Annotated in this window: 20 protein-coding genes; 8 read left to right on the forward strand and 12 right to left on the reverse strand. The window is 47.9% G+C overall.

Annotated features, from left to right (window positions below; translation table 11 throughout):
- Nucleotides 1–13 precede the first annotated feature (13 nt).
- The 4 genes from C6Y45_RS10520 to C6Y45_RS10535 all read left to right on the forward strand — a co-directional run bounded on the left by C6Y45_RS10520 (nt 14) and on the right by C6Y45_RS10535 (nt 4,515).
- Complete coding sequence (locus tag C6Y45_RS10520) at nt 14–772, forward strand: DeoR/GlpR family DNA-binding transcription regulator (RefSeq protein WP_107585173.1); 759 nt, start codon at nt 14–16, stop codon at nt 770–772.
- Entirely contained in the window at nt 769–1,698 is a 930-nt protein-coding gene (gene pfkB / locus C6Y45_RS10525; RefSeq protein ID WP_107585174.1) for a 1-phosphofructokinase, read from the forward strand. The genes C6Y45_RS10520 and pfkB overlap by 4 nt, the downstream gene beginning before the upstream one ends.
- Nucleotides 1,695–3,617, forward strand: a complete 1,923-nt coding sequence (locus C6Y45_RS10530) for a PTS fructose transporter subunit IIABC (RefSeq protein WP_107585175.1) — start codon at nt 1,695–1,697, stop codon at nt 3,615–3,617. The genes pfkB and C6Y45_RS10530 overlap by 4 nt, the downstream gene beginning before the upstream one ends.
- A gap of 340 nt (nt 3,618–3,957) precedes the next feature.
- Complete coding sequence (locus C6Y45_RS10535; protein ID WP_107585176.1) at nt 3,958–4,515, forward strand: excalibur calcium-binding domain-containing protein; 558 nt, start codon at nt 3,958–3,960, stop codon at nt 4,513–4,515.
- 257 nt (nt 4,516–4,772) lie between these two features.
- On the opposite strand, the gene C6Y45_RS10540 is transcribed toward C6Y45_RS10535, so the two are convergent.
- Nucleotides 4,773–4,961 (reverse strand): YqaE/Pmp3 family membrane protein, encoded by a 189-nt coding sequence (locus C6Y45_RS10540; protein ID WP_107585177.1) that lies wholly within the window; start codon nt 4,959–4,961, stop codon nt 4,773–4,775.
- 143 nt (nt 4,962–5,104) lie between these two features.
- Between C6Y45_RS10540 and C6Y45_RS10545 the strand changes: the two genes are divergently transcribed.
- Nucleotides 5,105–5,599 (forward strand): hypothetical protein, encoded by a 495-nt coding sequence (locus C6Y45_RS10545; RefSeq protein ID WP_107585178.1) that lies wholly within the window; start codon nt 5,105–5,107, stop codon nt 5,597–5,599.
- A gap of 29 nt (nt 5,600–5,628) precedes the next feature.
- Nucleotides 5,629–6,705 (forward strand): outer membrane protein assembly factor BamB family protein, encoded by a 1,077-nt coding sequence (locus C6Y45_RS10550; protein ID WP_107585179.1) that lies wholly within the window; start codon nt 5,629–5,631, stop codon nt 6,703–6,705.
- 296 nt (nt 6,706–7,001) lie between these two features.
- Here the strand turns inward: C6Y45_RS10550 and C6Y45_RS10555 are convergent, their stop codons facing one another.
- Nucleotides 7,002–8,045, reverse strand: coding sequence for an acyl-CoA dehydrogenase family protein (locus tag C6Y45_RS10555; RefSeq protein ID WP_107585180.1), 1,044 nt, complete (start codon nt 8,043–8,045; stop codon nt 7,002–7,004).
- Between the two features lie 27 nt (nt 8,046–8,072).
- Nucleotides 8,073–8,597: a DUF4242 domain-containing protein gene (locus tag C6Y45_RS10560; protein ID WP_107585181.1), complete on the reverse strand. Its 525-nt coding sequence runs from the start codon at nt 8,595–8,597 to the stop codon at nt 8,073–8,075.
- 195 nt (nt 8,598–8,792) lie between these two features.
- On the opposite strand from C6Y45_RS10560, the gene C6Y45_RS10565 reads away from it, so the two are divergent.
- The gene (locus tag C6Y45_RS10565) at nt 8,793–9,239 is read left to right on the forward strand and encodes a winged helix-turn-helix transcriptional regulator (protein ID WP_107585182.1); all 447 of its coding nucleotides are present in this window, start codon (nt 8,793–8,795) and stop codon (nt 9,237–9,239) included.
- A 542-nt stretch (nt 9,240–9,781) separates the two neighbouring features.
- On the opposite strand, the gene C6Y45_RS10570 is transcribed toward C6Y45_RS10565, so the two are convergent.
- From C6Y45_RS10570 to C6Y45_RS10610, 9 genes are all read right to left on the reverse strand, one after another.
- Nucleotides 9,782–10,543 carry an ABC transporter permease gene (locus C6Y45_RS10570; protein WP_107585183.1) on the reverse strand — a complete coding sequence of 254 codons (762 nt, stop codon included), beginning with the start codon at nt 10,541–10,543 and terminating at the stop codon, nt 9,782–9,784.
- Between the two features lie 3 nt (nt 10,544–10,546).
- On the reverse strand, nt 10,547–11,503 hold the full coding sequence (locus C6Y45_RS10575) for an ABC transporter substrate-binding protein (RefSeq protein WP_107585184.1): 957 nt from the start codon (nt 11,501–11,503) through the stop codon (nt 10,547–10,549).
- A 16-nt stretch (nt 11,504–11,519) separates the two neighbouring features.
- Complete coding sequence (locus C6Y45_RS10580) at nt 11,520–12,302, reverse strand: ABC transporter ATP-binding protein (RefSeq protein ID WP_107585185.1); 783 nt, start codon at nt 12,300–12,302, stop codon at nt 11,520–11,522.
- Between the two features lie 432 nt (nt 12,303–12,734).
- Nucleotides 12,735–13,703 carry a sugar phosphate isomerase/epimerase family protein gene (locus C6Y45_RS10585; protein ID WP_107585186.1) on the reverse strand — a complete coding sequence of 323 codons (969 nt, stop codon included), beginning with the start codon at nt 13,701–13,703 and terminating at the stop codon, nt 12,735–12,737.
- Nucleotides 13,704–13,720: 17 nt separating this feature from the next.
- Nucleotides 13,721–14,758 carry a Gfo/Idh/MocA family protein gene (locus C6Y45_RS10590; RefSeq protein ID WP_107585187.1) on the reverse strand — a complete coding sequence of 346 codons (1,038 nt, stop codon included), beginning with the start codon at nt 14,756–14,758 and terminating at the stop codon, nt 13,721–13,723.
- Nucleotides 14,759–14,776: 18 nt separating this feature from the next.
- Nucleotides 14,777–15,796 (reverse strand): Gfo/Idh/MocA family protein, encoded by a 1,020-nt coding sequence (locus C6Y45_RS10595; protein WP_107585188.1) that lies wholly within the window; start codon nt 15,794–15,796, stop codon nt 14,777–14,779.
- Nucleotides 15,797–16,528 carry a ThuA domain-containing protein gene (locus C6Y45_RS10600; RefSeq protein WP_107585189.1) on the reverse strand — a complete coding sequence of 244 codons (732 nt, stop codon included), beginning with the start codon at nt 16,526–16,528 and terminating at the stop codon, nt 15,797–15,799.
- 17 nt (nt 16,529–16,545) lie between these two features.
- The gene (locus C6Y45_RS10605; protein WP_107585190.1) at nt 16,546–17,559 is read right to left on the reverse strand and encodes a LacI family DNA-binding transcriptional regulator; all 1,014 of its coding nucleotides are present in this window, start codon (nt 17,557–17,559) and stop codon (nt 16,546–16,548) included.
- A gap of 940 nt (nt 17,560–18,499) precedes the next feature.
- Nucleotides 18,500–19,087, reverse strand: a complete 588-nt coding sequence (locus C6Y45_RS10610; RefSeq protein ID WP_107585191.1) for a YusW family protein — start codon at nt 19,085–19,087, stop codon at nt 18,500–18,502.
- 331 nt (nt 19,088–19,418) lie between these two features.
- Here C6Y45_RS10610 and C6Y45_RS10615 point away from each other — a divergent pair, with 331 nt between their 5' ends.
- Entirely contained in the window at nt 19,419–20,912 is a 1,494-nt protein-coding gene (locus C6Y45_RS10615; RefSeq protein WP_107585192.1) for a UDP-N-acetylmuramoyl-L-alanyl-D-glutamate--2,6-diaminopimelate ligase, read from the forward strand.
- The last annotated feature ends 139 nt before the right edge of the window (nt 20,913–21,051 follow it).

Raw genomic sequence — 21,051 nt, forward strand, 5'->3', positions numbered from 1 at the left:
CGAGGTGACGTCTATGCTGACTTTCGAACGTCAGGACATGATTCTTTCTTTATTAAAGCAGCAGAAAGTAGCTAAACTGTCTGAATTAACTGAAGCGACCGGTGCTTCTGAGTCTACAATACGAAGGGACTTGAGTGAACTTGAGCGACAGAATAAATTAAAGCGCATACATGGCGGTGCCTCCCTCCCTTCGAGGAAATCAGAGGAACCGGGAATGACAGAAAAAAAAGCATCATTCACTGCGGAAAAACAGCTGATCGGCCGACATGCAGCTTCTCATGTTGAAGACGGAGACTCCATCTTTGTCGACGCAGGAACGTCTACTGAAGCAATGATCAGTCATATTCAAGCAAAAAACGTCATCATCGTGACAAACGGGCTGAATATAATCGAAGCCTCCCTCCGATTCGGTTTTCGTACGTACGTCCTCGGTGGATATGTTAAGTCAGGAACACATGCACTGATCGGCAAATCTGCCGTGGAGGCGATGCGGCAGTACCGCTTCGACAAAGCCTTTATTGGAACAAACGGAGTAGATGCTTCGTTCGGTTATTCCACTCCCGACCCGGAGGAAGCCTATATTAAACAAATTGCGGTGCAGGAAGCCCAGGAAGCCTATGTACTGGCAGATTCCTCCAAGCTGAACCGCACCTCCTTTTCCAGGTTTGCCGGTCTTCAGGATGCCGCTTTAATTACAGAAGCGGGAAGCGACTCAGAAGAATACTTGCAGCAGCTCTCCGAATTAACATCTATCGAGGCGGTGAAAATATGATATATACAGTTACTTTAAACCCGTCCATTGATTATTTAGTGACCGTGGATGATTTTCATTTCGGTGCTACAAACCGGGCAGATGAGCAGCACATTGTTCCAGGAGGAAAAGGAATTAACGTTTCCAAAGTACTCGCATCGTTCGGTCTTTCTTCCCGCCTTTTTGGATTTACAGCAGGGTTCACGGGGGATTTTATCGAGTCCGAATTAAAAGTTCAGGGTCTCCAGACTGATTTCATCCGTGTAAACGGAACGACCCGGATTAACGTAAAGCTGAAAACCGACACAGAAACAGAAATTAACGGACGCTCCCCTGTTGTGGAAGAAAAACATCTTCAGCAGCTGGCAGGGCAGATCGCTTCTCTTTCTGAAGGAGATACACTCGTCCTTTCCGGAAGCCTTCCGAAAAGCCTGCCGGCGGACACGTACCGGAAACTCACAGAAGAAGCTTTCCGAAACGGTATCCGGACGGTCGTTGATACGAGCGGCGCTCCGCTCCGGGAATCGCTTCAGGCTGCTCCGTTTTTGATCAAACCAAACATTGCAGAACTTGAAGCACTGTACGGGGAAAAAGCGGAAAATGAACAGGATGTTATCCGCCTGGCAGAAAAAGCTGTCGAAGAAGGAGCAGAACACGTACTCGTTTCCCGCGGCGGCTACCCGGCCCTCCTCGTTACTAAAGACAATGTTTACACCGCTTCTGTTCCAACCGGTGAAGTGAGAAACTCCGTCGGTGCAGGCGACTCTATGGTCGCCGGCTTCCTTTACGGCCTGGAACAGCAGCATGATATAAAGAAAGCTTTTCAGTACAGCATCGCTTTTGGATCCGCCACGGCATTTTCACTTAAGTTTGCGGAGAAAGAATCAATGGAGAAACTGCTGCCTGCCATTCATATTACACACGAAAAGAAGGGGGAAGTAACATGAACATTACTGAGCTGTTAAAAAAGGAAACGATCATTCTTGATCTTTCTTCCCGCTCCAAAGAAGATGTTATTCATGAACTCGCTGCAGCACTGGATAACGCGGGCCATCTCTCAGACCGCCAGTCGTTTATTGACGCAATTAAGGAAAGAGAATCCCAGAGTTCCACCGGGATCGGGGAAGGCGTAGCTATCCCGCACGCTAAAGTTGCCGCTGTTACTGAACCTGCCATCGTCTTTGGACGTACGCAGGACGGCATCGACTACGATTCCCTCGACGGGGAAAAAGCCCATCTGTTCTTTATGATCGCTGCAAGCGAAGGCGCAAATGAAACCCACCTGCAGGCGCTGTCCCGTCTTTCCACACTTTTAATGGATGAGGATTTCCGCCAGACGCTTCTTACTTCAGATACGCCGGAGGGAGTTTTGAAAGCGGTTGATTCAAAAGAAAAAGAAAAACTCGCTGCTGCGGAAGCCGAAGAAGCGGAACAGGCAGAAAAAGACAAGCAGCGCGAAGCTGCCTCTGAAGCCTCCCGCCCGTACTTTGTTGCTGTAACAGGATGCCCGACAGGTATTGCCCACACGTATATGGCTGCGGATGGATTAAAAGATGCTGCCAAAAAGCTCGGCTATGACATCAAAGTAGAAACAAACGGGTCGGACGGCGTGAAAAACCGCCTCACGCAGGACGATATCAACCGGGCAGATGCTGTCATTATCGCAGCGGACACGAAAATTGAAACCGACCGCTTTGACGGTAAAAAGCTGCTTAACGCTCCTGTTACTGCCGGTATCCGGCGTCCCGAAAAACTTCTTCAGGAAGCTGAAAAAGGGGATCTTTCTGTACACCGTGCCTCCGGCAAAGGCTCCAAAGAAGAAAAGTCCCAGGGAGGCGGAACCGGCATCTACAAGCACTTGATGAGTGGTGTATCCAACATGCTTCCATTCGTTGTCGGTGGTGGTATTCTCATAGCCATGTCCTTCTTCTTTGAAGATCCGGTCACCGGTGAGATGGGAGCCTTCGGAGAAATTCTCTCCACGATCGGCGGAGCGAACGCTTTCTTCTTCCTCGTCCCTGTTCTCGCCGGGTTTATCGCCTACAGCATCGCTGACCGTCCCGGTTTTGCTGCCGGTATGGTCGGTGGTCTCATGGCTCACACCGGAGAAGCCGGTTTCCTCGGCGGTATTATCGCTGGTTTCCTTGCCGGTTATCTCGTTCTCGGTATCCGTAAGCTGTTTGGATTCATGCCGGCATCTCTGGAAGGTATTAAAACGATTCTCGTCCTTCCACTCTTTGGTATATTTACAACTGGTTTCATTATGTACTTCCTTGTTGTCCCGCTCGCTGCGGTACAGTCAACGCTTGTAGCATGGCTCGGCGGTATGGAAGCAGGCAACGCCGTTATTCTTGGATTGATTCTCGGCGGTATGATGGCTATAGATATGGGTGGACCTGTTAACAAATCCGCTTACGCCTTCGGTATTGCTATGATTGATGCAGGCAACTTTGCACCGATCGCAGCCATAATGGCCGGCGGCATGGTTCCGCCGCTCGGTATTGCTCTGGCAACAACGTTCTTCAAGAAAAAATTCACGAAAGAACAGCAGGATGCCGGTAAAACGAATTACATCCTCGGAGCTTCCTTCATCACGGAAGGGGCGATTCCTTTCGCAGCTGCCGACCCAGGCCGTGTCATCCCTGCGATCATTGCAGGTTCTGCAACAGCCGGCGCGTTGGCCATGTTCTTCGGTAATTCCACCCCTGCACCGCACGGCGGTCTGTTCGTAATCGTTACAGGCCTCGTAGAGAATGCGCCACTTTATATCGTAGCCATTCTCGCAGGTTCTCTCGTAACGATGGTTCTTCTCGGTATCTTGAAAAAAGATATCGAACCGTCTGCCACAACAGACAAAGCAGCCTGATCATAAAAAGCGTCCCGATTGCTGACAATCGGGGCGCTTTTTTCGGATTATTTTCTTAAAGTTTTTGATGCCATCGTTACCCTGTTGTTTGTGTACGTCTTTTCTCCCCCTTCTCCACAGCCCGCCTTACCCAAATCGGGAATCGCCCCGCAGAAACAAAAAATCGCACACTTATTTTTTCATAACACACTGTTCAGGCCTGGGATTATTTCTTCTATGATGAATTTATTTTCTTTTCAGAGAACTTTTTCACTGTATTGTATTGTAAACAGGACTATTTTATGACATATTTGGTATATGAGGACTGGTACATATTACAAAATGAGGAGTGGTTAAGGGTATGCTTAAAAAATGGATGATAGGCATCAGCAGCGCTGTTATTGTTACGTTCGGCGGCATGACAGCGGTCCATGCGGAGCACAGCGACACGAAAAACTGCGGGGATTTCGATACTGGAGAAGAAGTATGGGAATTCTGGACAGAGCACGGCTACAGCTCGGAAAATGACCCGGACAGACTCGATGGTGACAGCGACGGCGTTCCTTGTGAAGACCTGACTCTCAGCGCAGGCCTGGAAAGTGATTTCCTTGCCTACGATGAAGACCAGACAGGCAGCGAAGACAACAACAACAATAACAATGAAAATAACAACAATGAGAACAACTCTAACGAAGAAAACAACTACAATGAAGCTAATAACGAAGACCACAACGAAAACAATAACAATGCGAACCACGAAGATGAGGAGAACAATAACGCAGCAGCGGGCAACAACGACGAAGGTGATGAAATGGCGGCTACGTCAACATCGTATCCACTCATGGCTCTTATCGGAATTATCGCTGCCGGTGCCGGTGGCTTTATGCTCTTCGGCCGTAAAAAAGCTGCACAGGCTTAATATCGTTTCGTACCGTCCTCATCTTCAGAGCCGTACTGGATATTCCAGTACGGCTCTTATTTGTTTTCTGAAGTATTTTAAAAACAAGAAAGTCTGCTTTATGCTGAAAGACTTCTACACTTCTTTCTTTAAAAAACACCTTCTATCTTTACGTGGAATAAGATACACTATAATCAAATAGTCAGAATATACGATAAACATTTTCTTTTCAGCGTCCTGCCTTCCAGCACGTCTTTTCTTATTCTGACAGCGGGACTTTACCCTTTTTGTTTCATATATTTCTCCATGCGTGCATCATCTTTCATGTCCTTTACTACCAGAATCGCATGAATAACGCCCGGCACGTAAAAAATGAGTGTCAAAATAAGATTTATTAAAGCCTGGAATGGCTTTCCTGCAATAAGAACCGCCACCGGAGGCAGCAGGATGGCTAACAGCCACATCATACGTCTTCACCTCACTTTATTTTTATGATTCCCTATTCCCCTATTAGGAGGTATTTACGCATACCAGCTTTTAAAAACTTCTCCCCCTGCTATTTTCTTTTTTGAACTAATTAATTATACAGCCACTTTAAAGGAGGAATTCGATGAAAAAAACTCTCTGCTTGTCTGCTCTTGTATTTTTCACAGTAGCTGCCTGCTCTTCCGAATCCGGTTCCGAAACACCGGAAAGCAATGAAACAACAAATTCTGCATCCCCCGAAGAAAACAATAACGAAGAAATAGAAGATGAGGAGGAAGAGGAAACGTGGGAAGCCATTACTTCCTACGAGCAGAACCTGGATAACGTTCATTACGAAACGGAAAACAGCAGTACCATTCCCTCTCTGTTTCCGGAGGACTATACATATGCTGAAGGGGTGCTGACGTTCCGTGGAAATAACCTGCGCGACTCCCCTTCTTTCGGCTCTGCGCAGGTCGAAGAAGAAAAGCTTGAAGTCATATGGGAAAAAGAGACCGGCCGCAGTGAAGACTGGGGAGGCGGTGCCGGATGGACCGGACAGCCCGTCATTGTAAACTGGGACGACAGCATAAGAGAAAATATGGATCTGCATGAAGAAAAAATTCTGAGGAGCTTGTAGAAGTTATTCAAGGTTCCCTGGATGGAAATGTGTATTTTCTCGACCTGGAAGACGGCAGTGAAACGAGGGACCCAATTGAGATAGGAAATCCAATCAAAGGAAGTGTCTCCCTCGATGCTTCCGGAAGCCCTATTCTTTATGTCGGCGACGGCGTACCCGAAGGAGAACCGTTCGGCTTCCGGCTTTTTGACTTATACACGAACGAAAAACTTCACTTCCAGACCGGCCGTGACGATTACGCCTACCGGGAGTGGGCGGCCTTTGACAGTTCGGCTCTATTCAACAGAGAAGATGACGTACTTCTTACAGGCGGAGAAAACGGTCTTCTTTACAACGTTGAAATGAACACAGAACATGATGCGGAAGACGGCACAGTTTCTGTAGATCCGGAAGTGAAAACGAGCCGCTATGAAGCAGATGATCACGAGTATCAAGGAATTGAAAGTTCTCTCGCAGCCTACAAAAATCTTACTTATTTTGCTGACAACAGCGGTACGATCACTGCCTACGACACGGAATTGAATGAACCTGTGTGGATGCTTCCTCCACTGGACGATACAGATGCCACTATCGTTCTCGAAATAGAAGAAGGCCACCCCTACCTCTACACCGGCTCTGAAGTTGATAATGTAGAAGAAGACGGAACTTCCTATTTAAGAAAAATAGACGGCCTGACCGGCGAGGAAATATGGCGTGAGGGATACGACGCCTATTATTACCCAGGAGTAGTCGGCGGCGTCCTCGCTACACCTGTCGTCGGAAAAGATGATATTGACGACTTGATTATTTTTACGATCGCCCGCACGACTGACGTTTATGCCGGAACGATGGTAGCTCTCGACAAAGAAACTGGTGAAGAAGTCTGGACATGGGAAATGGAAGACTACGGCTGGAGTTCTCCGGCTCCTGTCTACCAGGAAGACGGACCTACCTATCTGATTCAAGGTGACTGGCAGGGAAATCTTCACCTGCTTGAGGCAGCTACCGGTGAAAAGAAAGACGAGCTGTTCCTCGGGGCAAATATCGAAGCCTCTCCGGCTGTTTACGACGATACGATCGTTCTCGGCACGCGTGCCGATACTATTTTCGGCATCAAAATAAAATAGACAATCCGGGTTCACGCTTCTGATAAACTATTTTAACTCTGTGCCTGGTTTCTGAGGCGCTGGCCTTTAATCATTATAATAGATAGTATTAACTTTAACGGGGACGGTTTAATCATTATAGACCGGTTATTTGTCAATAAGATCGTTTTTAATCATTACCGGCTGTTTTTAATCAATATTTACTGATCGCCGGGAGGAATTAATCATTACAGACCTGCCGTTAATCATCAGACTGCACGCATCACAAATTAAAGAGGAGCTGTCCTATTTGTTCAGGACAGCTCCTCTTTAATTTGTTATTGAAACATTTTTTCCAGATGCTTTACGGTCGGTGTCAGATTCATGAAGAAATATGCTTCCCGCAGGCGCCGGCCGTCCGCACTCGTCTGCAGATAAGCCGAGCCTCCGGCATGCATCATCGCTGCGTGCACGGCGTCCATCGTTAAATAGACGGTATCTTTCCGGACCGATAGGATCCCTTTCCAGGACACCCCGGTTTCCAGCAGATCTCTGAACTGTTCCTGAACCGCATCGAAACGGACTTGAAGATCCTCTGCCTGTACCGGAAGATACTGATTGGCACCGCTCTGCTTGTTCACACACTTCTCTACCGAACGGATAGCAGCCTCTATTACTCCAAGACCAACAGGCACCTGATACGTCACGAAATACGGCCGGATTTTCTGCACGAACGTATCCGCGTCTTCTGCAAGCACCTGGCTGTCAGGGATAAATACTCCGTCGAAGCGGCAGGCAAACGTGGCACTGCCGTTCAGCCCAAGGTAGGATACTTTTTCTTTCAGCTGCAGATTTTCGTCACTGCATGGGACAAAAACCATAATGCGCCGGCCATTTTCTGAAGCAACGGCTCCAAACCAGTGCCCCTCCCCCAGGTTGGACACCGCAGGAAGAGCACCATTCAGCTTGTAGCCGCCGTTTACACGCTCGGCTTTCAAGTGCAGCTTTTCAAGGTCTGCATAAAACTTCATCGGGTTGGAAAGCCCTGTGGCACCGAGGATTTCTCCATTTTCCAAAGCCGGAAGAAAACGTTCCTTCAATTCCTCGTTTTCAGTATGACGCACGTAAGTCAATGCCGCCATATGGCACCAGAGATTGAAACCAGTCGTCATACAGTAGGAGGACACCTGCTGCACTACTTTCACTTCCTGCACAGCTGCTTCCGCTACTGTCTTATCTTCTGAGGATAAAAAACCATTTCTGCCTAGCTGCAGCAGAAAATCCCGCGGGTAATATGCTTTTTCATCTATTGCCCGGACGAGCGGCTTCAGTTCCTGCTGAAGCAGGGTATCCAGTTGTACATCATGATTGATTGCAGGCACGGCAGGGTCCTCCTTATTATTGAGCTTTTATTTTTTGTCGGAAAGCTGCGTAATACTGTCGATCGGGGCTTTTACTGCTTCTCTTGCACGGACAACAGATTCATCATCCGGAGCATCATAGAAGCAGAGACATTTTGTCATATCTTCGCAGACGTACGTACGGGAAAAAGATACTTCCGGTACTTCCGCATAGTGAACGGAATTTTTCTTTTTTCTCTCGAGATACTGATCCATTGTCAGGTTATCTGGAAGGTTCCACTCGACAAGGTAGTTGATTTTTTCTTTTTGCTGCTTTGCTTCCTCCAGGTCCTGTCCTACGATGCGTACTTCTTTGGAGAGGTCCACTGGAAGCTCTTCTTTTTCCAGCTGCTGTTTCAGGCTGCTTTCATCGTCTGCCTCAAAAATAAAAAAAGCACGGCCGAAGTCGGAAGCTACCTGTACTTCAATCAGTTCTTCCTGAAGATTTTCTTCAAGTTTCTCCACCTTTTGTTCAAATGCCTCTGTATTTTTCAAGCTTTCATTCAGTGATGATTCAATTAAATATAAACCCATGTGTAATTCCTCCCTGTTTGTATTAATCCTATCAACTTAATAAGGATTATTCTACCGCACGAAGTTAAAAAAAACAACCCACTAGCTTGAGAAAGTTTTTTTCTCCGGTATAATAGGGTTTAATTCAATATGTATTGGTTTAGAAAGAAACTGAGCAAATGAAAAATAATCCCGACTATTTAAGGTGGTTTTATCATGAAACAACGTTATCCAATGGAATGTAATATTGCCCAGACCCTGAACCTCGTTGGTGACCGGTGGACGATGCTCGTGCTTCACGAAGTGCTGATCGGCAGACATACGTTTAACGAAATGAAAAAACAGCTTTCCGGTATCTCCGCCAATATTCTTTCTGAACGGCTGAAGCATCTTGAAACACTCGGGCTCGTTGAAAGCAAGCTTTACACAGAGCACCCTCCCCGTTTCAGTTACCGCCCTACAGAAGCCGGCAGTGCTTTCTCTACCGTTTTTGACGCACTTCTTTTATGGGGCAGGGACCACCTTGACCCTTGCTACAAGAAGCTTATTCATACAGAATGCCGGACAGAAGTGGAAATGAGCTATTACTGTTCCTGCTGCAGCCGCCGCGTAGACCGTGAAGAGCTTGAGCCGGCTGTACTGGAAAAAGAAGAAGCCCGCTGACAGGCGGACTTCTTCTTAATTTGTTAGCTATGTTAAAGTTCGCTGTTGATGGCTGGAGAAAAACTTCACTTCCAACCGGCCTGCCGTGGAGGAGATTTTCAGCTTCCTCGCGCTTACGCCCTGCGGGATCTTCCAATCTCCTTCTTCCACAGGCGTCCGCCGGTTTCCACTCCGTTTTTTTCAAAGAAAAAGAAAAGATCTGCTTTTCATGAACGTTGTTCTTTATTCCACCACACCGAGCCCCATGCGATTTTTCGAGACACCTGCGGAAGGGCGCAGATCCTCCCGGACGGCAGGTGTCCAGAGGTGCAGGCAACCTTAAATAATTACAAGGAGCTTTAACAGGGCCAATTTGTTAAACAGAAACCCTATGATCGCGATAGAAGCCGGTCGAGTTGAAAATTAATTTTTCAGTGACGGTCTCCGGACTTTATTTCGACGCATTATTTATTGAACTATTGGTTGAAACAATTTATACAAAAAAAAGCTGCCTTTGTCGATTTTATTCGACAGAGGCAGCTTTTTTAAAGGAAAATATGCTGTCAGCCTTCTGCTCCCCACTGACGCCCGATCCAGCGTTCGAAAACGCCGATCGATTTGTCGAGAAGCAGCCCAAGTACACCGATAAAGAAAATACCTGCGAGCACGAGATCCAGATCAAGCGCGTTTCTCGCATCGACGATCAAATAGCCGAGGCCGGACTGGGCTCCGATCATTTCCCCTGCAACGAGGAAAATCCAGGCAGTCCCCACCGCAATGTGCAGCCCGTTGGCGATATAAGGGAACGACGCCGGAAAGATAATTTTCCATAGCAGCGACGTCCGGCTCAGCTCCATGTTTTCTGCCAGTTTCAAATACGTTGGATCAATTTTTTTCACTGCTGATACGGTAGAAAGCAGCACTGGAAAGAAAGCGGCAATAAAAATAATGACAATGGCAGGCATATTGCCTATCCCGAACCAGAGCACGATAAATGGCGACCAGGCGACAGGTGCAACCGGCCGGAGAACCTGTACGACAGGGTCGACTATTCTCCAGATGTGGGTCGTTCTCGCGAGAAGAAGTCCGAGCAGAACGGCTGCTACGACCGCTGTTAAATACCCGGTAAAAAATCGGAAAAGGCTGATTTGCACGTGGGTGAACAGCGTGCCGTCCTGAATAATGGAGACGATTCCCCAGAAAACCATAAGCGGAGACGGCAGCAGCGCTTCCGGATAGTCACCGATCCAGATGATCGACTGCCAGATAATAATTACGATTATAAATGCGGTAAAAGCATATAATATGGATTGACCAAGCTTCATAAATTACCCTCTTTCCTCCAGGTATCGGCGGTTTACAAATTCTTCGTAGGAAGGCGGTTCATCTACCAGGTCCATGTCCACGAGTTTCTCCCGAAGATATTCATACTCATCTTCTCTGATATCCAGATCATCGTAGGAAATCCATTCCAGAGAAAGTTCCAGCGCCCCTTCTTCCACGGGCAGATAATCTGCATGCGTACGGAGAGATTCTTCCGATCCGTCCCCTGCCTCCTCACTTGCTGCAAGATACCCTTCCATAAACTGATCCGCTGTTTCCGGGGAGTCTTCCATGAAGTCCTCCCGCAGTACGAGAGCGCAGCAAAGGCAGTTGTCCGGGCAGAATTCGCTGGACTGGTACATTACTTCTCCTATCTCGTTCGTTACTCCAAGCGCTCCAAAAGGTTCTGCCACAATATAGCTGGAAACGCGGCCTTCGGAAAGTGCTGCCGGCATCTCCGGCGGCGGCATCTCCACAACATTTACGTCTTCATATTCAAGGCCGGACCGGCTCAGCATTTCATCGAGAAGCAGGTTGTGGGCAGATAATGTATGTGGAATAGCTACCGTTTCACCGACGAGATCTTCCGGACTGTCCACTTCCGGATCGACGATGATTGGATTTCCTTCCCGGTGTCCGAGAGCCATCGCCTGTATGTCGATACCCCGTTCACGTGCTTTCATGGCAAGCTCAAACAGGACCGAGGCCCCGTCAATTCTACCAGTGTTAAGCGCATCCATCAGCTCGATCCAGCTGCTGAACTGAATGAGTTCCACACGGACTCCGTCCATGTATTCCTCCTGGTTATCGTCAAGAAAATACAGCGGTGCGGCATGGGTGATAGGGAGGTGTCCGAGCCGGATTACTTCTTCTTCCTCTTCTGTACTTTCCGGGCTTCCACAGGCCTGAAGCAGAATAGAGGAAAGAACTCCGCAGCTGATCAGTTTTTTTGCTTTAATCATAGTTTTTCCTCCAGCTCTAAATGTTGTACTCCAGCTGCTCTTCCCTGCGGCTGAAGTCGAATTCGTCGAGAATCATTTTCCTGTAATACTGAAAATCCCGGTGGCTTCTGTCCCGTGGCCGGGGCAGATTAACCTCAATCGTGCGCCGGATTCTTCCTGGAGAGGCATCCATCACAAACACCCTGTCCGACAAATAAACAGCTTCGTCAATATCATGCGTAACGAGCACGATGTTTGTTTTTTCCTGTTCCTGTATTTTCAGCAGTTCATCCTGAAGGTAATAGCGTGTAAATGTATCGAGAGCAGCAAAAGGTTCGTCCATTAAAATCATTTCCGGACGAATGGCGAGTGCTCTGGCAATAGCTACCCGCTGCTGCATGCCCCCGGAAAGGCTTGAAGGAAACTTATGCAGGCTGTCCTTCAGCCCTACGAGTTCGAGGTATCTCTCGGCACGCTCCCGCTGCTCCTCTTTGGAAAGCCCTTCCGGCTCCAGACCGAGTTCTACATTTTTCAGTACAGAACGCCACGGCAGAAGCGCATAGTGCTGAAACAGCATGATAGCCCGGCGGGATGGCGAAGTGACTTCCTCCTCCCCGAAGTAAACCGTGCCTTCCGTCGGTGGATGGAATCCTCCGATCACATTCAGCAGCGTACTTTTTCCACATCCACTTTTTCCGAGGATGGAAACAGTTTCCCCCTGTTCTATAGAAAGGCTGATGTCTTTCAGCACTTCTGTTTTCTGTCCATTCGATTGAAACGCTTTGTGCACGCGATGCAGGGAAACAAGTTCTCCGCTCATTTGCCATGCCCCCTTTATTTTTATAAAACTTACCTGTTTACTATGTTTTAGATTATATTAATATACTTAGTTGAGAAAAACAACCTCCTACCGGCAATAGATGAGATTTTATTTGTACAAAATATTTTTTTCGGGTGGAAGAGGAGACCTCCAGATGATCAAAGGTGAGTCTGTACTGATTAATTCTTCCCGGAAAGCAGCTTTTACTGATTAAAAACAGCCGGCACCTGATTAATGATCCCTTAAATGACAAATCACCCGGCTATAATGATTAAACACCTCCGGTTAAAGTTTAATTTTCCTCTGATCGTGATTAAACATCCCGACATGGCCTGCCCGGAAAAACCAAAAAGAGGATGCCCCACCGCAGACCGGTACCGGGACATCCTCTTCAAGTATTTCCTTTCAGAAGCTTTCCACAAAAAATTTATGCTACACCCACCACATCTCGCCGGGCTGTTCACGGATCATCACGCTGTTCACATTATTAACTGCACGCTGGAACCCTTCATCGATAGACATAATAGGGTCTTCGTGCTCGATGCTTACGACGTGATCGTATCCATAGGTACGGAGGGCGCTGATCATATCGTTCCACTCCTGCATACTGTGACCGCAGCCGACAGAACGGAAAGACCATGCTCTCGTCTGCACTTCGCTGTAAGGCTGCATATCAATCAGCCCATACATATTGACGTTGTCCTGGTCAATGTATGTATCTTTGGCATGAAAATGATGCAGCGCACCGGCTTTTCCAAGAATCTTGATAGCAGCAACCGGGTCAATACCCTGCCACCATAAGTGGCTCGGATCCAGGTTGGCACCGACAGCCGGGGAAGTCGCTTCCCGAAGCTTCAGCATCGTATGCGGGGAATGCACAAGAAACCCACCATGCAGCTCCAGGCCGATCTTCACATTGTGCGCTTCGGCTTCTTCACCGATCTTTTTCCAGCACGGAATAAGTTTCTCCTCCCACTGCCATTTCAGAACATCGCTGTATTCATTCGGCCACGGAGCCGTCGGCCAGTTCGGGTATTTCGCTCCTTCGTGGTCTCCCGCCGTGCCTGAAAATCCGTTGACGACCGGTACATTCATCAATGAGGCAAGACGGATCGTTTTCAAAAGAATGTCATAGGATTCCTGTGCAAATGCCTCATTCGGGTCAATTGGATTCCCGTGACAGCTGAAGGAACTGATCGTCAGCCCCCGGCTGTGCACCTTTTCAAGATATTCGCTGCGCAGATTTTCATCTTCCAAAAGCGCGTCGATGTCACAATGGGCGTTGCCCGGATAGCCTCCGGTTCCGATTTCGACGGCTTCCACCCCTGCCTCTTTGACGTAATCGAGCATATCCTCAAAGGACTTTTCTGAAAAAAGCACTGTAAATACTCCCGTTTTCATGTGTTTTCCTCCTTTAATTACAGCTGTACACTTCGTCCGGTGTCACTGCTCTCGTATATGGCATCTATGATCCGCTGAACTTTAAGCGCTTCTTCCGCAGGTACAATCAATTCTGCTTCTCCGCGGCAGGCGTCAATAAAATTCTGCATCTGAAACAGTCCCGGGCTTTCTTCCCCCGGCACCCAGTTCATCGTGCTGTCCAACAGCATCCCGTGCTTTGCCTGATTCACTTCCAGCGGGAAAAGATCGATCCCCCCGGTATCACCCGAAATGCTGACGTACTCTTTATCTTCCTTTACATTGGCCGCCCAGGAGGTTTCGAACAGCATCGAAGCCCCGTTGTCGAAACGAATGTAGGCTGTTACGTGGTCATCCACTTCAAACGATTCGTTATCAACTTTTCCCCACTGATTCACCTGACCGTCCATTTTACTCAGCTGGTTGTACGTATTTCCGGTTACTTCCACCGGTTCCGGGCTTCCGAGCAGCCAGAGAGACAAATCAAGAAAATGGCATCCGAAATCAATCAGTGCGCCACCGCCCTGCATTTCCTTGTTCGTGAAAACACCCCATCCAGGTACTTTCCGGCGCCGCAGCGCCTGCACTCTTGCCACCATCGGTGCACCGATTTCCTGTTTTTCAATCAGCTTCTGTGCTGCCTGGCTTTCTTTCATGGAACGGTAGTGGTAGGCAATCAGAAGTTTTTTTCCGGTTCTTTCGGAAGTTTCAAGCATGTCTTTTCCTTCTTCTGAACTCATCGCCATCGGCTTTTCGCAGAACACGTTGACACCTGCTTCCAGGGCTGCGACGGTTATTTCTTTATGAAATTTGTTCGGCGTACAGATAATAACGGCATCTGTACGGGAAAAAACTTCCCGGTAGTCTGTCGTTACGTGCGGCTGTGAAAAAGAAACGGCCGCCTGCTTGGCGGTTTCGATATTTATGTCACACACGGCAGTAACTTCCGCTTCGTGCTTCAGCTGAAGCAGCACGGGAATATGCCTTTCCCGCGCTATGCCTCCTGCTCCGATAATTCCTATTTTTAAACGGTTCATTGGCTGACTGCCTCCTGCCTACAAATCAATAATACGTTTTGTTTCATCCGCTTCCAGTGCGGCAAGAATAACTTCAAGAGACTTCTTTCCTTCTTCGCCGGGCACGGGAGGCTCGGTATCCGCCTGTACGGATTCGATAAACGCATCGATCACTCCTGTGCTTTTCTGGCCGCCGGATTCATTTGTCTGTATGCCGCCGAGTTCAAACTTGACGCGGTCTCCGTTGTGATATTGAATTACGAGGTTGTTTACAGGGTCTTCTTCCAGGTGAAGCATCGCTTTTTCGCCGTAAATAATGGTGGAGTTGTCTTCCCCTCCGACGTATGACCAGCTCGCTGCGAGTGTTCCTATCGTGCCCCCGGCGGTGCGGAGCACACATACTGCATTATCATCGACTGTACTATGATCTTTCGCACTCGTTTCGATAAATGCTCCGACGCTGACGATCTCCTCCCCTAAAATAAAGCGCAGAAGGTCGGTTTTATGGACACCGAGGTCTCCCATTGCACCGATAAAGGCTTCATCTTTCTTAAAGAACCAGCTGTCTGCCCCGTCGGCGCTCCAACCTTCCGGCCCACCGTGGCCGAATGCTGTACGGAAACTGTATACTTTGCCGATTTCCCCGTCGGAAATAAGCTGTCTTGCTTTTTCATGGGAAGGTACGAAACGCTGATTGTGAGCAATCATCAGCCACTTCCGGGCGTTTTTCGCTGCTTCAATCATTTCATCCGCTTCTTCTGCTGAAGTTGCCATCGGCTTTTCACAGAGAACGTGCCTCCCTGATTCCAGTGCCTTAATTGTCATTGGTGCGTGAAGATAGTTCGGTGTACAGACGCTGACAACGTCGATTTCCTCCCGTTCAAGCATTTCCTCGTAATCTGTGTAGGCCATCGCATCGAAAATGCTGCCGAGATCCTCTGCTCTTTCCTGATTGATGTCACAGACGGCCGTGATTTCGACCTCCGGATTTGCCTGGTACTCCAGCAGGTGACGATGTCTGGCAATGCTTCCGCATCCAATAACAGCTGCTTTTATCATTTAAAGATCTCCTTTCGGCTGAATAGTTTCCAGCGGGTTATCGTGGTTTCCGTAAACCGGGCGCGGCCTGTTAAGCGGAGCAGCCCAGCTGACAGCATTCTGAATGACACGCTGAATATCCTTATGATGGTACGTCGGGTACGTTTCATGGCCGGGCCGGAAGTAAACGACTTTTCCATTTCCGCGCTGATACGTGCAGAGACTGCGGAACACTTCTCCTCCTTCGAACCAGCTCATCATGATAAGCTCATCCGGCGCCGGAATATCAAAGTGTTCTCCATACATTTCTTCCCGCTCGAGCTCAATGTACTCCCCGATGCCTTCCGTAATCGGGTGGGATGGATCAAGCACCCACAGCCGCTCGGTTTCATTTGCTTCACGCCACTTCAAGTCACAGGTTGTCCCCATGAGCTTCTTGAATATTTTAGAGAAGTGTCCGGAGTGAAGGACGATGAGTCCCATGCCTTCTAGCACCCGCTCGTGTACCCGTTCCACAATATGATCTGACACTTCATCATGGGCAATGTGCCCCCACCAGAGAAGGACGTCCGTTTTGTTCAGTACATCTTCTGTCAGACCATGTTCCGGCTCATCAAGAACAGCCGTACCGGTCGTTCTCCCTTCCGCCTGCAGAAACTGCTCGAGCGCTCCGTGGATACCTTCCGGGTAAACCTTCCCTACTTCCGGATTTTTCTTTTCGTGTCTGTTTTCGTTCCAAATAGTTACGTGCATTTTGCCATCTCCTTTTATTATCGTTTTCCGGTCGATTCGCGGACGATAAGCTCTACATCCACCATCTCCGGTTGTTCTTCCTGCCCTTCCATTACCCGGACGAGTTTTTCCGCTGCCAGCGTGCCTTTTTTTTCGATATGCTGGCGGATTGTTGTCAGGGAAGGTATAACGTAACGGCTCAGCCTCAGGTCATCGAAGCCGATAACGGACAAATCCTCCGGAGTTTTTCCGCCACCGTCGTGTACAGCCCGTATAATTCCAAGTGCTGTCGTATCAGAACCGGAAATCACTGCCGTATACTTTTTTTCTTTGAACAGCTGCCTTCCAGCTTCGTAACCGCTCTCAAAACTGTGAATATCTTCTGCTTTCATAACGGCAGGTGGTGGAAGACCGGCTTCTTTTAAAGCTCTCTTACATCCTTGAAACCTTTCTTTTTCCACCGGATTGTCCAGATCGACGCTTAAAAACACAATTTTATCGTGTCCGTTGGAAATCAGATGATCCGCTGCCAGCCACCCGCCTTTTTCATCATCAATATTTACAGCCGGGTAGTTTTCCGTGTGGGATTCGTAGGTGTCAATCAGCACGGCCGGGACATCCATGCTATGCATTTCTCTGTAAATCCCTTCCGGAAACAGACCGAGAAACAGCAGTCCGTCCAGCCGCCGCTTCTGCACCCAGCTCCGGTAATCTTCCGGTCTGGCCAGGCCTGCCAGCAGAATATCGTAGTTATTTTCACGGGAAGTTTTTTCCACCGCGCTGATCATCTCGTTGTAATATGTATTTTCCTGCATGATTCCTGCAATGGATTCATTGATCAGCGGAAGAATAACCCCAATCATCCGTGATTTCTTTTTTGTCAGGCTGACAGCTGTAAAATCAGGTGCATACTGCAGCTCCCGGGCAGCTTGCAGCACCCGTTCTTTCGTTGATTCCGAAACTTTTTTCGTATTATTTAGCACATAGGAAACTGTTGCTTTGGAGACCCCCGCTTTTTCGGCTACTTCTTTAATTGTCGCTCTTTTTTCCATCGATGGCCCCCTCTCCGTCACTTGCGGTGAACCGGTTAACCTTTCTAGGTTTATGTTAGGCTTTTCTGCTTCACGTGTCAATTCTTTTCTTGTATTTTTTCTTCCCGGCTCTTACGTAAAGGCTCCCTTGAAAATTTAAAAAATGAACGTATGCTTTCGTTTCCATGGAGAGACTTTCCGAGCGGGCTCGGCCTTCATCGCTCAGGAGTCCCTCCATGTCCACTACAGCTTCTGGTAAAACGAACGATAGAGAAGGCTGTTTTCATCCATCATGATGCAACAATTTTGCATGAGTGTCTCTGTTAAAGACCTGCGCTGTTTTTGAAGGTTGCCTGCGGCTCTTTACACCTGCCGCGGAGAAAGCCTTCAGCTGTCCCTTCCATCCGGGAGGATCTGCGTGCTTCCTCAGACGTCTCGAAAAATCACCTGGGCACCGGTTTTACGGAATAAAGAACATCCTTCTATAAAAAACGAAGCGGAAACCGGTTCGTGGAAGAAGAAGATTGGAAAATCCCGCAGTGTGTAAGCATACCTGAATATCTCCTCCACGGCAGGCCGTTTGAAAGCTAATTTTTTCTGCAAACATAAATAGCGGACAAAGACCTGGATGCAGTTAAACCTGCACCATGAAAAATGAAACTATTTTACGCTGTGTAACAAAGGCGGGGACACCCAGAGGATCAGCGCCGTTCGAGAATCCATTTTGGCGGACGGTTTTCCCGCCGAAATTAGTCGAGAACTAGCCCTCGGGTAAGCCCCGCTGAGCGTGCAGCAGCGTTGTGTCGATTACATAACTGGTCAGTTTCAAGGAAGCCTGCGTAAAACGAATAAAAAAAGCTGCCTTCCGTTACTTCCGGAAAGACAGCTCCAATGCGCGCCGTTATTTTTGCAGGTGAATTAAAATATCCTGGATCTTCTGGTGAAGAACAGCGTTCTAATATTATCTCTCTGCTTCCAGCGTTTCTCCATCAGAGAAAAGAAGACTTAATTCAAAGGACTCCAGCTCCGCCTCGTCCAGGTCCAGGTAACCGAGAATTTCTCCTACAGCAGCCTCTTCTGTCGATTCCGGGCTTATGTGCGTTTCTTCGAGCATTGTTTCTACTTCATTCACCGCTTCTGTCCCTTCTGTTACTATCTCTTCTCCATTGTCCATCTCCACTTCTGCAGTGAATTCTTCCCCCGTGTACATATATTCATATGTCATTTCTGAGCCGTCCGTCATTTCGATTTCCAGCTCCAGTTCTTCGACTCCATAGTCATAAGTAGACTCTGCATCTTCGGCAGGTTCGTTCTCCACTTCGTTGTCTTCGCGGTTGTTTTCGTCTTCAAACCAGTCGTCTTCCTCGTTTTCTTCCTCCAGGTTCTCCGGCTCTTCCTCCTCTTCTCCGTCAATATTATTTTCATCATAATCTGCATTATTATTAAATTCCATATTATTGTCCTCTGCAGCGTTTTCCGCATTATTTCCACACGCAGCCACAGTAAGTACTGCAGCTGCCATCGAAGTAATAAAAGCAGTTTTTTTCATCGTCTATCATACTCCTCTCTAAATATAATCGGTCAGTCTTCTTACTTCTGATACAAATACCCTCTCTCTTTATTCGTGTAAACATACTGGAAAGTCTAAAAATGTAACTGTATGTCCTCATTTTTTAAAACCAGTTTACAGGATTATTTATCCTATTTGGTAGTTCAAAAGTGATCAATTGTTCACTGGAACGTTTATTTGCGACTCTGGAAATGACTTTGTGTGAATTTTGTAGGATAATTGTTATAATTGTTCTTAATAACATACATAAATTATAAAAAAAGAAAACCATCACTGAGAAGTTAAGCAAATTGGAGAGGATGACAGCAGTATGATGATCGATTACACCCTAGAAAATAAAGCAGGTATCCAGCAGGTATTTTCCCCGAATAACGTGGATATTCAAAACGTAGCGTACGATTCGCGGAAAGTTACTGCAGGGACGGCTTTTTTCTGCATCAAAGGAGCAGAACAGGATGGTCATCATTATATTGATCAGGCCGCTGCGAACGGAGCAGCCGTCATTATTGGTACTAACGCCTCCTTGTTAAAAGAAAAGCAGGCAGATTTCCCGTACATATCCTTTATGCTGGCGGACGACTCCCAGCTTGCCATGTCTTATTTTTCTCAGCAGCTTTACGGCCGTGCCTGTGAAAAAATTGATACTCTTGCTGTTACCGGTACCAATGGAAAAACAACGGTAACCTCCTTTGTACACCAGCTGTTAAACGGGAGCGGTATGAAAACTGGTTCCATCGGCACCGAAAAAGTGCTGGATCATAAAGAAAAGCGCGAGCTGCCTCATTCTACACACACGACGCCGGAGGCTCCGGATCTCCATTATATTTTTCATAAGTTTTCTGAAGAAAAGATCAAGGCGGTAGTACTGGAAGTGACATCTATCGCCGTATCCCAGCGGCGTGTGGCCGGCGTTCTGTTCGATATCGGCATTCATACGAACCTCACCCCGGAGCATATTGATTACCACGGCTCATTTTCCGAGTATAAAGCGGCAAAAATGCAGCTGTTTCAGCAGGTTAAAAAAGCTGTTGTAAATCTTGATGATGAAGGGATGGGAAGGGATCTTGCCGCCTCGTTCGGTGGCCCGATGCTCACATACGGCATGCGGGAGGAGGGGGATGTCCGGGCTGCGGTAAGAGAAATCACTTCGGAAGGTACCACTATCACGTTGTTTCTTCCTAAAGAAAAACACGTTGTCTTCCTTCCGTTTTTCGGAGATCATAATATCGCTAACTTCCTGGCTGCCATATGCTCCTGCCTGCACATGGAAGTACCGGTTTCGAAACTTCTCAAGCAGACGCCTGCTATACAGACACCGGCCGGAAGGTTCCAGTTTATCGATACGTGTGAAAAGTTCAGTATTATAACGGATTTTGCCCATACTCCGGATGCTCTGAAAAAAGTAATCACATCTGTCAGAAAAATGAACTACCGGAGACTGATTCTGCTTATAGCAGGTAATGGAATCCGGGACAGAAGCCAGCATCCCGAGCTCGCGGAGGCGGTGGAAGGTCAGGCGGAAACTGTCGTCGTCACCGTGGAGCACCCGGACCGTTCAGAACGTCCGGTAATTTTAAAAGAAGTGCTTGCAGGGTTCAGCGAAATACCGGAACATACGGAACTTTACCGTGACAAAGGGGTGGAAAAAGCACTTTCGCTCGCCGGTGAAAATGATCTTGTTCTCCTGACGGGGCTCGGAAGTCTTGACCATCAAGTAATTAACGGAAAAGAAGTTCCTTATTCGGAAGCAGATGTGATCCAGCGCTTTGTCCAGTCCTGCAGAGAGGAATCCGCAGCCAGGTAGAAGGTCTTCCCGACGTCATGGCGGGTGGAAGCTGAGTTTTCTTCCGTGAACAGCGTTTTACACAGTTTCATGTGAAATCTCTCCGTCTCAGTAAATTTCACTATACGTTTCGAACAGCTTCGTGCGTCCACAGAACCTG

Source organism: Alkalicoccus saliphilus (genome assembly GCF_003044065.1).
GTDB classification, from domain to species: Bacteria; Bacillota; Bacilli; order Bacillales; family Salisediminibacteriaceae; genus Alkalicoccus; species Alkalicoccus saliphilus.

Excerpts from the sequence above, each read along its gene's own strand:
- C6Y45_RS10520 (WP_107585173.1), top strand. The coding sequence starts at position 14 with ATGCTGACTTTCGAACGTCAGGACATGATTCTTTCTTTATTAAAGCAG.
- pfkB (WP_107585174.1), top strand. The coding sequence starts at position 769 with ATGATATATACAGTTACTTTAAACCCGTCCATTGATTATTTAGTGACC.
- C6Y45_RS10530 (WP_107585175.1), top strand. The coding sequence starts at position 1,695 with ATGAACATTACTGAGCTGTTAAAAAAGGAAACGATCATTCTTGATCTT.
- C6Y45_RS10535 (WP_107585176.1), top strand. The coding sequence starts at position 3,958 with ATGCTTAAAAAATGGATGATAGGCATCAGCAGCGCTGTTATTGTTACG.
- C6Y45_RS10540 (WP_107585177.1), bottom strand. The coding sequence starts at position 4,961 with ATGATGTGGCTGTTAGCCATCCTGCTGCCTCCGGTGGCGGTTCTTATT.
- C6Y45_RS10545 (WP_107585178.1), top strand. The coding sequence starts at position 5,105 with ATGAAAAAAACTCTCTGCTTGTCTGCTCTTGTATTTTTCACAGTAGCT.
- C6Y45_RS10560 (WP_107585181.1), bottom strand. The coding sequence starts at position 8,597 with ATGGGTTTATATTTAATTGAATCATCACTGAATGAAAGCTTGAAAAAT.
- C6Y45_RS10565 (WP_107585182.1), top strand. The coding sequence starts at position 8,793 with ATGAAACAACGTTATCCAATGGAATGTAATATTGCCCAGACCCTGAAC.
- C6Y45_RS10570 (WP_107585183.1), bottom strand. The coding sequence starts at position 10,543 with ATGAAGCTTGGTCAATCCATATTATATGCTTTTACCGCATTTATAATC.
- C6Y45_RS10575 (WP_107585184.1), bottom strand. The coding sequence starts at position 11,503 with ATGATTAAAGCAAAAAAACTGATCAGCTGCGGAGTTCTTTCCTCTATT.
- C6Y45_RS10580 (WP_107585185.1), bottom strand. The coding sequence starts at position 12,302 with ATGAGCGGAGAACTTGTTTCCCTGCATCGCGTGCACAAAGCGTTTCAA.
- C6Y45_RS10585 (WP_107585186.1), bottom strand. The coding sequence starts at position 13,703 with ATGAAAACGGGAGTATTTACAGTGCTTTTTTCAGAAAAGTCCTTTGAG.
- C6Y45_RS10590 (WP_107585187.1), bottom strand. The coding sequence starts at position 14,758 with ATGAACCGTTTAAAAATAGGAATTATCGGAGCAGGAGGCATAGCGCGG.
- C6Y45_RS10595 (WP_107585188.1), bottom strand. The coding sequence starts at position 15,796 with ATGATAAAAGCAGCTGTTATTGGATGCGGAAGCATTGCCAGACATCGT.
- C6Y45_RS10600 (WP_107585189.1), bottom strand. The coding sequence starts at position 16,528 with ATGCACGTAACTATTTGGAACGAAAACAGACACGAAAAGAAAAATCCG.
- C6Y45_RS10605 (WP_107585190.1), bottom strand. The coding sequence starts at position 17,559 with ATGGAAAAAAGAGCGACAATTAAAGAAGTAGCCGAAAAAGCGGGGGTC.
- C6Y45_RS10610 (WP_107585191.1), bottom strand. The coding sequence starts at position 19,087 with ATGAAAAAAACTGCTTTTATTACTTCGATGGCAGCTGCAGTACTTACT.
- C6Y45_RS10615 (WP_107585192.1), top strand. The coding sequence starts at position 19,419 with ATGATGATCGATTACACCCTAGAAAATAAAGCAGGTATCCAGCAGGTA.